The following is a 13,166-nucleotide window of genomic DNA, read 5'->3' on the forward strand; positions in this document are numbered from 1 at the left end:
GTTAAAATCTAAACAAAAAAGTTCATCACTCCCAGTATCGTAGATAATAAGAAGATTATTTGGGAGATTAATCGCTTTTCTTTCAGATAAAGTGTACCAAATTGCATCTGGAACGGAAGAATTTTCAAAATCGTCATTAATTATCCCATAAATTTCTTGACCCCCAAAGTTTCCTGCTCCAAAAGTTTGTAAATAGTTTAAATATAACCCAGTAAACGTTACATCGAGCTTTTCTTCAGCAAATTTTATTAGTTCATTTGTCCTTCCACCAATAAAGTCAGCGATATCTTCATTGGTCTGAATAACTTGTTTTGCTTTCTGATAAGTTACAAGGCTCATTTTTTATCCTCCGGTTCCTTATTAAAAATCATTTGCTCTATTTTTCCAATAATCAGTTCTCCATTTATTAAATTTCAATATTCATCACAGTCAGTTATATGAATGGCAACTCTTATCGATTGAAGGAAACCAAAGCCTGGGTGGAGTAGCAACAGTTGAGTTAACCGCTCGTCCGTTCCCCAAAGCCGACTAAATTAGGTGGGGGATTTTTGAATGACGAAGTGGGGTATATTTAAAACGATATTTATGTCAAATATGATAGCGTTCCGCTGGGTGGATTAGGAAACGAGTTATAGCTTTGTGGATAGCTCTTACCCAATATCCTATTGCTGCTTTATATTCTAGGAATATTGACGAATGGCTATTGACCGAGCTATCGTTGGAGCAATCGACTTTCATTCTGGAACTGATTGAGCGGCGATTACACCGAACTTCAACGATCTTCTGTTCTCAGTTTGAACCGAAGGGATAGCACAGTAAACTGGGCAATGCCCAAATCGCCGATGCCATTCTGGATCGGATTGTTCATGATTCATATTCCATCGTGATCGATGGCAGCAAGTCCATGCGCGAACGTTATGGTATCAGCGGTGATGCACGATGATCCCTGAGGAAGTCGAGTACCGTCTGGCAGTCTACTATTTCATGCGAGATATGGAGGACGACTTTGAGAACCGCCTTTCAGACACGTTGATCGAAGCAATTTTTAATAGCAACGAAACGATCAGTAACGATGAGCTCGTTTAAAATGATTGACGACTATCTCGATCAACGCCTAATTGTATAAATGAAGGCCAGGAGGGACAATCCGATTGTTAGCTTACCCTCCTGGCCTATTTTTTGGCACGAGTGGCCTATTCTGATGGTCGCCTTCAAAATAAGGATATGTTCTTCTTCCAAAGACATACCACTTTCGAATAATTCTTCGAATGTAGCATTTAATCTTTGAATATTTCTGGAATTTTACTTCGCCAAACTTGTAATAATTCTTTAAACTCTCCAGTTTCAATCGTGTTCTTGCAAGGAGCTTCAATTTGAAAAGGATTTTCAACAATCGTTACTTCTTTTTTTATGAGTACATTGTTTGCATTCAATTCAATTTCAAAGTTTTCATATGTTCCGTTTAAGACTTTATCGATGTATCCTATATATTCATCTACTTGTTCCTCTGAAGCGATATTTTCAATGAAATCTGTGAAAAGACTAATTTCTTCCGGCAAAGTTATTCCTAAATCACCAAAAGGATCTTTTTTAAATTCATATGAATACTTCATAAATTTTCTTCACCCGCTCAATTATTTTTTATATAATGGATACGCAGTTGCAATGGAACCATCTTTATTTAAGTACATTTCGATTTTAATACCCGATGAAGTGATTCCTCGATATTTATTTAACCGAATAGGTTTCCTAGATTGGTAGGCTTCATCAATAGCCCTTAGTACTTCAGCACGGTTCCAGTCTTTTGAAAGAAACTTGAATCTGCTATTTTTCTTACATTATCAATCTTAACTTTTGCCATATAAACTCCGTTTTTGTCAGGAACTTTTTCAGTGCCTGGGACTATTTCTCCTCCCATCATGCTTTCGTGGTGATATCCAACAGCCTTTCCATGTTTATTCACTATTCCATGATTGTGCTTCATCGTTTCTAAAGTGTATTGTGGATCTTGTGACACAGCGTCAACATTCTTTACAGACGCTTGCTGAATCAAGCTTCGCACATGATCGATTTGATCGGGGGGGTGGGGCAGTACGATCTGGCAGCTACTCCAGTTTGTTTCTTAATCCTTTGGAATCAATCACATTGTAGGGTACCGGACCGTCCGCAAACTGCGTGCGGGGCAGGAGAGGGGTTCCCCATTGATCCAGGTTGTGATTAACCCATTCTGTACCCTTGGTTCGTGTTGTTTTTATGGTGTTGCGTGCTTTACCGGCGACTTCGCCCATTTTTCCAGATTTGGCTACTTTGCTGATTTTGTCAACACCTTTGGTACCGACAGCAGCGGTTGCCAGCGTGGTAAAGGCGTAGGTGACCCATCTCGTGCGTGTGTAGGCATTGCCGTGCACCATCTCTTTATCAAACGACTGAACTAACGCGTTTTTGATGAGGTTAGCCGTTTGGATCGGGTGGGTCGCTGCGTGCCAAGTGCCTTTGAGCGTTTCGACCGGATGAGTTGCTGCTTCCCATATGCCGAGGACGGTGTCTTTGACCGCATCTTTTGCGCCATCGCGCAAGCCATATTGAATTTCTTGATCCATGATCACCGCTTTGGTTGCGTTTGCCAACTGGCGATTGACGGGCTGTGTGTCTTTTTTCGACACGTGACGCGCCTGTTCCTGCTGCTGTTTGATCTCCAAATACGTTCGCGTTTCTTCCTGCATTTCATCCTGAACTTGGTAGATTTCACGTTTATGATAGGCGGTGGCTTTGAAATGCATCGGCTGCACGTCCGCGCCTTGACGGGTTGCGTGGATCAATGCTTCATAGAGTGCTTGGATGTGCGGCAGGTCTTCAGTAATTTGACGGTATTCGTTGGTCAAAGATTGATCTAGGTCTTGAACATCAAGCGCCGTTTGTGCGCGTTTTTTATCTGCGGCATCTAAAGTCTGATCGACGTCGTGGTTCGAAAAGACGTTGATCGGTACCAGATCCGATATACTGCTCAGAATCTTGGCGATGTCATCACGCTGCTCGCGTACCATTTCCTTGGAACGCGCGTAGCTCATGGAAAGGTCCTCGTTTAAGAAGGGGACGTGAATCGCTGTGTCTCCGCCAAAATGCTTATCTTCGATTGAACCGGAAACACCTTGGAAATAGGCAATCTTCTTATCAATCAGCCGCAGCCAGGCATCGACGACATTGATCTGTCCTGAATAAAAGCGTTTGATTGCTTCTGCACCCTTGCCTTGAAAATCGGAGTCGAGTCCAGCGATCTGCTGGAATGCGGTGCGTAAGTTATGGAATTGATCGCGCAACGTTTGGTAATGTCTGGCATGTGCTTTGGCGGCTGTGATTAGGGATTTGGCATCGTAGGTTTGTGTATCGCCGGCTGAGCCGGAGCCGCCTATGGTTACTCTCATTTTATCACCTTCAGAATAGGAACTGTTCAATGGGATTGATGATCAAGGAATGCAACGCGATGTGTCTCTGGAAGGAACAAGCGATGAAGGTTCATTGTTTTTATTTGTCTCTAGTATACAAAGTGTGACCAATTGATGAATACGGGCGAAATGCCTAAAAGGGCATTGAAATTTTACGAAAACACAAGTGATCGACATGATTCGATATTAAATGCCCTGCCATTATGACTATTGCGCCTTCATCAGCAATAGAGAATGAGAATGAAAATGAAAGCTGAAAGTATAAAAAGCCGATCCATCACCTATCGCTTGTGTTTTGGATCGACCTTTTTTGTATCGGCTGGATTTGTTTTGAGAAAGCATTCCGCGTGTTTAATTTCTTTTCAGTATTTCTTCGATAAACGTATTGAGATATTGACGTTCTTTATCCGTTAATTTTTTTACATTATCCATCAACTGAATCATGTCTGAAGAAAGATGATATTCTTGTCCAAAAAAATCACCTAAAGATATTTCTAGAGCTGTGCATATAGAACTGAGTTTATCAATTGAGGGCATTGTACGTCCCTTTTCGATATCGCTTAAATAGGACTGTGATATATATGCCTTTTTTGCAATATCTGTCAATTTTATTTCTTTTGACTTACGAATGTTTCTAATTCGAGCTCCGATTTCCATAATAATCACCTAAATTAATTATATCTGGCATGTAAGTTGAAGATATAGAAGAAACAGCAAATAAAATACGTAAATAACGATATAAGGTATTGAAATATATTTTATTTACGATATAATACTGATTGTATTAAATTTTTAGAATTATATAACCATTAAAAAGAAAAGAGATGGTGCACGAGTTGCAGATTTAAAAAAATAGAATGATGGGAATTATTTTTCCTGCTACATTTTTGGAGGTGAGGCGCTACTTTTTGAGGTAGAAAATGAAGATGAGTTTGAGAGGACATTTCCAAGAAAATGATTAATATCAAGCATTGAAAAAGAGAAAGTTTCAGTGGGCCAATGAAATTTGTTCATCCGACTAGAGCCATTAATGAATTAATTTACGGGAGCAGGAGGGGCGAATATCGACAACGATATTCAGTAAAGGACAGCAGCTTACATATTTCAAGGAGTCGCTCATCTTTCAGGTATATATGATATCTATCGATTTCGCCCTACTGATACTGATCATAAGCAAGTGGAAAACTTGCACATGCAAAATTCACAATATTCCATTTAGTCAAAATGGATGATGTTGGATGATCCCCTCTTATTTTTTAAACGATGGAGCGGTGAGTGGGATTCGAGATTCATTTTGTTCATTTGCCCTGAACCACGCTTGGGTGTTTCGTAAGTTTAGCTAACACTAAAAATTCATAGGAGGAATGATTTTATGCCAGTTGGATCTATTTCTAGTTCGAGTGATACGGTCGGAGTTGCTGTGGTGAACTATCGTGTGCCTGTCTTGGAATCAAAAAAAGAAGTGCTGGATAATTGTCAGCGGATTGCTGACTTTGTCGAAGGGACAAAGATGGGCTATCCTGGTCTGGATTTAATTGTGTTCCCGGAGTATTCGACACAAGGATTCCATCCAACCAAGTGGCGAGAACTGTGCACGACGGTTCCCGGTCCTGAAACGGATATTTTTTGTGAGGCGTGCAGAAAGAATAAAGTCTGGGGCGTTTTTTCAATTACCGGGGAAATTAATCCAAACGGAAATCCGTTTAATTGTTTTATTCTGATCGATGATCAGGGAGAAATTAAGCTTAATTTCCACAAAATCAATCCTTGGGTACCGAAAGAACCGTGGTACCCGGGCGATCAGACCATGGTCGTGAAGGGACCAAAGGGTCTGATGATTGGCGCCAATGTCTGCTATGACTCTAATATACCGGAAATTGTGCGCGATACGGTTATGAAAGGGGCCGAACTGGTCGTTCGCATCCAAGGTTATATGTATCCATCCAAAGAACAGCAAATCAAAGTGGCCAGCGTCCGCGCGTGGGAAAATAATGTTTATTTTGCCGTTGCCAATATGGCTGGGCGGGACAAGCTTTATTACTACTTTGGTCACTCGAATATCATCGATTTTGATGGGACGACGTTAGCGGAGTGCGGTTCTGCTCCAGATGAAGTGACCTACGCGGAACTATCGATCTCTGCGATCCGCCGAGCAAGAAGAAACTGGACGGCAGAGAATCATCTCTATAATTTAACTCATCGCGGTTATTCCGCAGTTAAAGATGGTGTCGCAACGAGTCCGTATTCGTTCTACAAGATCTGGTCGGAAGATCCGGATAAAGCCAAGCAAATCTGTGAGTCACTAACACGAGATGCTCCGGAGCAGCCGAGTGAGGAACAAGCGACGGGTCATCTGCTGAACAAGTAATTCAATGGGTTGCTTTTAAAAATAAAAAGTACAGAAAGAGGGGGGAATGAATCATGGAACAGACATCTTCTGATCATGCAACCAGAAAATTCAATAAATGGGTAAATAATCCGGTGCTCGAGGACTATGCGCTCCGTTACGCACCACGATCGTTTCGAACCTTTTCTCAGTCATCAGTAGCTAATTCTGCGCTTGGCGGAATTGCCTTTCTTGCCAACTTTGCGATTGGTGCCTCCGTGACCACCGCGTATGGCTTCTCAAGTGCATTCTGGGGCATTCTCATTGCCGCAGCAGTTATTTTTCTAACCGGTATTCCGATTGCCTATTATTCAGCGAAATACAATGTCGATATGGATTTGCTGACACGCGGAGCGGGATTCGGTTATCTTGGATCAACGCTGACATCACTCGTATACGCCACCTTCACATTCATCTATTTTGCAACGGAAGGATCGATTCTCGCACAAGCCTTTGAGATTTACTTTCACATGCCTCTTGCTGTCGGTTATCTGATTGGAGCACTGGTGGTCATTCCCTTGGTTACTTTTGGTATGACGCTTCTTTCACGATTACAATCGTGGACGCAGCCTTTATGGATCATTTTAATGGTTGCTCCGCTCATCGGTATTCTTACCACCCATCCGGAATCTTTGGCAGCGTGGACCCACTTTGGTGGTGACAAGACCACGGGTGCATCGTTTAACCCGCTCTATTCCGGCATGGCAGCGGGTGTTGTCTTGTCCTTAATCTCTCAGATCGGCGAGCAGGTTGACTACCTGCGCTTCATGCCCAATCGCACTGAAAAGAATCGAAAAAGCTGGCTTTGGGTGGTCATTCTCTCAGGTCCGGGTTGGGTAATTCTTGGAGCCTTTAATATGCTTTGTGGTTCATTGTATGCATCCTACATTGCACCCACAGTTGGTCTCACAAATGCGGTGGAGCCGATTCAACAATTTATCCATGGATTTGGAACGATTATTCCCAATGCTTTTCTCGCGTTAACGATTGCGACGCTCTTCGTTATTCTCTCTCAGTTAAAGATACAAGTGACCAATGCCTACTCAGGTTCCTTATCCTGGTCGAACTTCTTCTCGCGCCTCTTTCATTTTCATCCGGGACGAGTGGCCTGGCTTTTTCTTCAAGTCGCGATTGCACTTACGATTATGGAAATCGGCATGTTTAACTTTCTAAACACCATTCTAGGATTCTACGCAAACGTTGCTGTAGCTTGGATTGCCGCAATTGTTTCTGATCTTGTGATTAATAAAAGGCTGCTGAAGATCAGTCCGGATTATATTGAGTTTAAAAGAGGGCATCTGCACAATTTTAACCCTGTAGGATTTGGCTCAATGATTATTGCTTCAATTGTTTCCATCGTTGCTTATTTTGGCCTCTTAGGGGGAACGATGCAAGCCTTCTCACCTTTCGTTGCGCTGATTCTCTCGTTCGTTCTAGTTCCCATTATTGCCCTTGCCACAAAGGGAAAATATTATATTGCCAGAGAGAATCCAATGCATCCCTCTGGAATCGAACTTGCAGCAACGGTTCAGGAATCACTGCATCATGTTCATCACCACCATTCAGGAACGGATGATGTTGCAACGTATACATGCTCCGTTTGCCAGTATGACTATGAAAAAGAAGATATGACCTACTGTCCTTTTCACGGAGGCATGATTTGCTCACTATGCTGTAGTCTTGAAAAAAACTGTCATGATATGTGTAAAACAGATAAGGTTTTAGCTGATCTTGGAAAGCAAGCACACTGATAACAAGAAAATTGTAAACATTAAGGAGAGATCAAATATGGGCAGCATTGGAAGTATGACAAAACCTACAGATGGATTTCTGAGTGCTTTAATTCAATATCCTGTACCAGTTGTTAACTCACGTGAAGATATTGACAAACAGGTCAAACAAATCGTCAAAATCCTTCATGCGACAAAATCCGGTTATCCGGGTGTCGAACTGATCGTCTTCCCTGAATACAGCACCCAAGGACTGAATACGAAGAAGTGGACCACAGACGAGTTCCTCTGCTCCGTACCGGGTCCGGAAACGGATATTTTTGCAAAGGCCTGCCAAGATGCGGGCGTCTATGGTGTTTTCTCGATTATGGAAAAAGATCCGGAGGGCGGAGCGCCTTTTAACACCTCGATCATCATTGATCCTGAAGGAGAGATCATTCTAAAATATCGTAAGCTTAACCCTTGGGTACCTGTTGAACCATGGCAGGCGGGAAATCTGGGCCTGCCTGTCTGCAAAGGTCCTGGCGGAAGCGTTCTGTCTGTGTGCATCTGCCACGACGGAATGTTCCCGGAAATCGCAAGAGAAGCCGCTTATAAGGGGGCCAATGTGCTGATCCGTATCTCGGGATACAGTACTCAGGTCAATGATCAATGGATCCTAACCAACCGCTCCAACGCATGGCAGAATCTCATGTATACCCTATCGGTTAATCTGGCCGGCTATGACGGCACCTTCTATTATTTTGGCGAAGGACAAGTGTGCAACTTCGACGGAACGACTTTGGCACAAGGCCACCGAAACCCCTATGAAATCGTCACCGCAGAGGTCTATCCGCACCTCGCAGATCAAGCGCGATTAGATTGGGGTCTCGAAAACAATATCTACAACCTCGGAACACGAGGCTACGTCGCAACCCCCGGCGGCGTCAAGAAAAACCCGTACACCTATATCCGAGACCTAGCAAATGACGCCTATAAATTACCATGGGAGGACGAAATCAAAATCAAAGATGGCTCCATTTATGGCTATCCGGTAAAAAAATGATATTCATGCATCAACAACAAAATTAATATGAGCGTTTTTCCACCCGACACTGTACGGAATCGTGTCGGGTGTTTTTTGGGGATGAATGCGACCCTTAAGGTCACTAAACAATGCCGCTGTAAAACGTCGTTCAGGACAATTAAAATTGAGTTTGTTAGTAGATGTAATTTTACATGATGATCGTTTGAAATCATCGTGGAGATGAATAATTTTATTTTGCCGCTAATTCGGAGGAGGAGCTACACAAGGTTTGAGTGATTTATCAAAGCGATTTAATGTGAAATTGTGTGCTATCTAAAATAGGAGGATTCGATGGACTTATTTTCCATGTAAACAACGAGCAGCCTAAATTCATAGAGTCAGCTGCTCGTTGTTTGGCACATTCACTTATTGATTATTTTCTTTTTTCATATCTTTACTGTTGACCGATTTCGTGTACGTGTAGTTCGTCATTTTTTCATAAGCATGCGCAGCTTTTAAAAGTGTATCTTCTTCTCCATATCTCCCGATTAGCATCATTCCTACAGGCAATCTGTTCGAGTATCCGCATGGAACGTTTAGTGCAGGATGACCAGTAACGTTGAATACACCTGTATTTGTATCTACTCCAAACGATCGTTTGATCTGTTCTTCAAGACGAGCATCCTTTTGGGGCAGCCTTGTCGCTTTGTAAGGAACCGTTGGCATAATTAAAATGTCGTATCTTTGAAGAGCTCGATCATAGTCCATTCTTAATTTTCTGCCTAGATTTTGAGCCTTAGCGTAGTATCTGCCATGGTAGGCTTGCTGCATATATTGTCCGGTTAGGATGGTAATTTTCGCAGCAGCTGATAAGTCATCTGCATGAGCTGCCATACCTTTTGCAAATGAGTCCAGCAACTGAGTTTGGTGATAACCTTTCCAGCTTGTCCCCAGTGCGTTCCCACGAAACATTTGAACGGCAGTCCCTTCAGTATTAATTATGTTTGATAAGTGGATGCCTTCGCGATGCATCGCCACTGAAACATGTTCGACTCTGGCACCTGATTTTTGAAAGGAGTTGGCAGCGTCAAGCACCATTTGATCGACATCTTCTTCAGAAAACGACCAATTGAATCCCTCGGCAACAATTCCAATGTTCATCCCTTCAATGGTATCAGTTAAACGATTTATATAAGATTTTTTTTGAAAGAAATATTGACGTGGATCAAGACCATCCGGACCTGCAATCACTTCTAGAAGCTGCGCCAAGTCCTCAGTCTTTCGTGCCATTGGGCCCACATGATCTAAGGTGATATCAACGGGGAAAATACCCGTGTAGGGAACTAGTCCCCAAGTTGGTTTAAGTCCAAGAATACCACACCAGGCACTGGGCATTCGGATTGAACCGGTTTGGTCGCAACCGATTGCCATATCTACTTCTCCTGTTGCAACCAAGACTGCACTTCCGCTCGATGATCCGCCAGCCGAGTAGGCGATGTTATAGGGATTAAGAACAGGTCCTGTATCCGAAGTAAAACTACTGCAGTCACAGCAGAAGCTTTCGCAAACGGATTTTCCTAATATTTCACCCGCTTCATCTAGGATCCGAGTAACGATCGTTGCATCAATTTGCGGAATAAAGCCTTCAAGTACTTTAGATCCATTCATCATTGGTACGCCTGCAAGACTAACATTATCTTTCAGAGCGATTTTTTTACCAGCAAGTTTTCCTTGTTTTGCATGGTCAACTTCGGTTTTCCAATACCAAGCATTAAACGGATTTTCCTGTATAGAGGGGCGATACCCTGGAGAGCGTTTATAGTTAACTGGCAGATCCTGATCAATCATCTGATCCACTACTTCATAAGAGCCAAGCATATTTTCTTTAATTAACTGCTGATACGCTCTAATCTCGTCATCCTCCATCGTTAGGTGATACATAGATAGGATGTTTTTCAACGTTTCTATATTGGGACTTCTCATATTGCCAAACCTCCAGTAACAAAAATAAACCAAGCATAAGTAGCCTGGTTTATTCTTCACAATAATTTGATCAGGAAAGATCATCCGTGATTTCTACGTTTTTACCAAAAATCTTAAGGAAAATCAGGTAAACAATGCCAATAGCAAGCCAAGTAAAACCAAGGGTCTTAGCAAGAGAATCGAGATTCCACCAAACGAAGCCAATAACACAGAATCCGATGAGCGGCATAACTAAGTACTTAAAATATTGTTTGCTCTGTTTCTTTCTTAAGTAAAAGTTAATCACTGCAATGTGCAGGATCAGGAAAGAAGATAAAGCTCCGAAATTAACAACCGAAGCAAGCTTACCGATCTGTGAGGCAAAGATTGTTGTTACAATCAGCGAAATTACGGCAACTAGAATGGTGCTGATATAAGGTGTTTTATACTTAGGATGTACTTTGGCGAGAACATGTGGCAGTTTTCGATCACGCGCCATGCTGTAGAGAATGCGCGAGATTGCTGTTTGAGCGACAAGCGCATCGGCAATTCCCCATGACACGGCTGTGGCAACGATTGTCACAATTCTGAGCCAGTCTCCGCCTGCAATTCCTGCCACTTGGTAAAATGCAGTATCCGGATTTTTGAATGCATGATAGTCTGGGAATATGAGTGCAGCTACCCATGTTTGAATAATAAATAATACACCGACAAGAATTAGCGAGAGTACGGTTGCGCGTCCAACCGCTTTTTTTCCGCCCTTTGATTCTTCTGAGAGTGTTGAGATCGCATCAAAGCCAAGAAAACTCAATACAGCAATGGAAACAGCCCCCATTACGGTAGGTAGTGAAAATTCTGTAGGATTAAATAGTGGTTTGAAACTGAATGTTGCACCATTTACATGTTGTGTAATGGCAGTAATTCCGATGACTATAAAAATAGCCAACACGATAAATTCAAGTATGAGAATTATTTTATTGGTTTTTGCTGTAAAAACAATGCCGCGAATATTAATTAATGTATTTGATCCAATAAAAATGACGAGCCAGACAATAATTGGAATTTGCGGGATAATGTCGGCAAGTGCAACGGCGCTAACGAGATAAAGAAGTGCTGGAATAAAAATATAATCGAGCAGAATAAGCCAGCCCGCGATGAAACCAACATTATCGTTCAGTCCTCTTTGTGCATATGAATAGACTGACCCGGCAATGGGGATGGCTTGTGACATTTTCGAATAGCTCAGTGCAGTGAAAAGCATACCGATCATGCCAATGGCATAAGCGAGTGCAACCATACCGTGCGATCCGATCGCAATCTGACCGTAAATTCCGAATGGAGCAATGGGGACCATAAAAATAAGTCCATAAACTAATAAGTCGGTAAATGAAAGCGCACGATTCAATTCCTGTTTGTATTCGCTTTTTCTCTCAATATTTGTCGCCAATATGTTCACCTCTTGTTTTAAATTGTATGAATGTTGTATAAGTCAAGGAACCATCTAGGAACGAAGAAACGAGCCGTACGTTTTGGATCGACAATCTGAGAAACTTGGACATCCCCGATTGCACTCATGAGCATGGTTAAATCGGCAAGATTGAGATCGACATATTCAGATAACAGATCAATCATTTTTTCAACACTCTGTTGTGCAGCTGAATCCAAAGTGCTCTCCGATGCAATGACAGCGATGCCCTTTTCATTTGATAGCAACGGGGTATCGATTTTGAGGTCATCCCTGACTTCGAACCGAACGGTTGCCGAACCAGCGATTTCTACTCCTGAGACGCCAATTTCACCGTCTCCCATGGCAGCATGCATATCTCCCAAGCCAAATAATGCGCCTTTATGGTAAATCGGGAAGTACAGCGTAGTCTTTTCTGTAATCAGCGTTGTGTCCATATTTCCACCATGCGTGCCAGGTGTTCCACAATTAATTGAGCCTTCTAGTGGAGCTACTCCAATGACACCAATCATTTTCCGAAAGGGAATCTTGATTTTTTCATTAAAAAGGACTTGGTCGTCTTGAATCGGAGCAATTTTGAACGAAAGTTCGTCTAATCGATGACCCAACGTGCCCAGATCCTTGCCGGTTGCCAGAACACCTTTGCTTTTTATCGTTATTTTCTCAATATGGACGGCTAAGACTTTGCCCGGCTCTGCTCCGTCGATATAGAGGGGCCCGGTTGCGGGATTGACACGCTCCCAATCAATTGAATCATAATTTGTATTTTCCGACTTCACTTGATCTTCAAAGCAGTCATAGGTTTCAATGATTACTTCTTCATTGGGTTTCACATGTGCAACTGGCGCATTATCTTTGCTGAACGCATAAATCGGTTTTCCTTTCGGGATTTTTACAGTCATAACTACACCTCCAATCACTTAATACATTTAGTATAAAAGTGAAATAGAGCGAGAAGTTGTGATATATTATTCAGATTTTATAAAAATTTATCATTTATGTAATAAAAACTGACATAACCAAATGATGCATTGCAAACAACCACTGAGAATCAAACAGGACATTATACTGATCCATAGTGGTGTATGAACGATAGTCAAATAAAATCCAGTAAGGAATCCAATGAGTAGGGGAGTCAAGGTCAGCATCGTGATCTTTTTTCTTGATAAGATAA

General features: G+C 42.2%; 13 protein-coding genes. 4 read left to right on the plus strand and 9 right to left on the minus strand.

Annotated features, from left to right (window positions below):
• A partial coding sequence (locus SIN01_RS11645) for an SMI1/KNR4 family protein (protein ID WP_141306087.1) occupies window positions 1-339 on the minus strand: 339 nt, incomplete at its 3' end.
• Between the two features lie 600 nt (window positions 340-939).
• On the opposite strand from SIN01_RS11645, the gene SIN01_RS15085 reads away from it, so the two are divergent.
• Window positions 940-1,086 carry a hypothetical protein gene (locus tag SIN01_RS15085; protein WP_170215014.1) on the plus strand — a complete coding sequence of 49 codons (147 nt, stop codon included), beginning with the start codon at window positions 940-942 and terminating at the stop codon, window positions 1,084-1,086.
• A 191-nt stretch (window positions 1,087-1,277) separates the two neighbouring features.
• On the opposite strand, the gene SIN01_RS11655 is transcribed toward SIN01_RS15085, so the two are convergent.
• From SIN01_RS11655 to SIN01_RS11670, 5 genes are all read right to left on the minus strand, one after another.
• Entirely contained in the window at window positions 1,278-1,613 is a 336-nt protein-coding gene (locus tag SIN01_RS11655) for a tRNA-Val4 (protein ID WP_141306088.1), read from the minus strand.
• Between the two features lie 21 nt (window positions 1,614-1,634).
• On the minus strand, window positions 1,635-1,772 hold the full coding sequence (locus SIN01_RS15470) for an EndoU domain-containing protein (protein ID WP_244935257.1): 138 nt from the start codon (window positions 1,770-1,772) through the stop codon (window positions 1,635-1,637).
• Window positions 1,773-1,777: 5 nt separating this feature from the next.
• Window positions 1,778-2,017, minus strand: a complete 240-nt coding sequence (locus tag SIN01_RS15475) for a hypothetical protein (RefSeq protein WP_244935255.1) — start codon at window positions 2,015-2,017, stop codon at window positions 1,778-1,780.
• An 88-nt stretch (window positions 2,018-2,105) separates the two neighbouring features.
• Entirely contained in the window at window positions 2,106-3,422 is a 1,317-nt protein-coding gene (locus SIN01_RS11665) for a ribonuclease YeeF family protein (protein ID WP_141306089.1), read from the minus strand.
• A 372-nt stretch (window positions 3,423-3,794) separates the two neighbouring features.
• Entirely contained in the window at window positions 3,795-4,100 is a 306-nt protein-coding gene (locus tag SIN01_RS11670) for a helix-turn-helix domain-containing protein (protein ID WP_028984292.1), read from the minus strand.
• 715 nt (window positions 4,101-4,815) lie between these two features.
• Here SIN01_RS11670 and SIN01_RS11675 point away from each other — a divergent pair.
• Genes SIN01_RS11675 through SIN01_RS11685 form a run of 3 tightly spaced genes read left to right on the plus strand, consistent with a single transcriptional unit; the run spans window position 4,816 to window position 8,604 of the window.
• Window positions 4,816-5,811, plus strand: a complete 996-nt coding sequence (locus SIN01_RS11675; protein ID WP_141306090.1) for an aliphatic amidase — start codon at window positions 4,816-4,818, stop codon at window positions 5,809-5,811.
• A gap of 53 nt (window positions 5,812-5,864) precedes the next feature.
• Window positions 5,865-7,580 (plus strand): purine-cytosine permease family protein, encoded by a 1,716-nt coding sequence (locus tag SIN01_RS11680; protein WP_141306091.1) that lies wholly within the window; start codon window positions 5,865-5,867, stop codon window positions 7,578-7,580.
• A gap of 37 nt (window positions 7,581-7,617) precedes the next feature.
• Complete coding sequence (locus SIN01_RS11685; protein ID WP_141306092.1) at window positions 7,618-8,604, plus strand: formamidase; 987 nt, start codon at window positions 7,618-7,620, stop codon at window positions 8,602-8,604.
• 387 nt (window positions 8,605-8,991) lie between these two features.
• Here SIN01_RS11685 and SIN01_RS11690 read toward each other — a convergent pair whose 3' ends face one another.
• Genes SIN01_RS11690 through SIN01_RS11700 form a run of 3 tightly spaced genes read right to left on the minus strand, consistent with a single transcriptional unit; the run spans window position 8,992 to window position 12,894 of the window.
• Window positions 8,992-10,632, minus strand: a complete 1,641-nt coding sequence (locus SIN01_RS11690) for an amidase (protein WP_244935256.1) — start codon at window positions 10,630-10,632, stop codon at window positions 8,992-8,994.
• The gene (locus SIN01_RS11695; protein WP_307722998.1) at window positions 10,619-11,974 is read right to left on the minus strand and encodes an APC family permease; all 1,356 of its coding nucleotides are present in this window, start codon (window positions 11,972-11,974) and stop codon (window positions 10,619-10,621) included. The genes SIN01_RS11690 and SIN01_RS11695 overlap by 14 nt, the downstream gene beginning before the upstream one ends.
• A gap of 17 nt (window positions 11,975-11,991) precedes the next feature.
• The gene (locus tag SIN01_RS11700; protein ID WP_141306093.1) at window positions 11,992-12,894 is read right to left on the minus strand and encodes an acetamidase/formamidase family protein; all 903 of its coding nucleotides are present in this window, start codon (window positions 12,892-12,894) and stop codon (window positions 11,992-11,994) included.
• Window positions 12,895-13,166 lie beyond the last annotated feature (272 nt).

Source organism: Sporolactobacillus inulinus, assembly GCF_006539285.1.
In the GTDB taxonomy this organism is placed as follows: domain Bacteria; phylum Bacillota; class Bacilli; order Bacillales; family Sporolactobacillaceae; genus Sporolactobacillus; species Sporolactobacillus inulinus.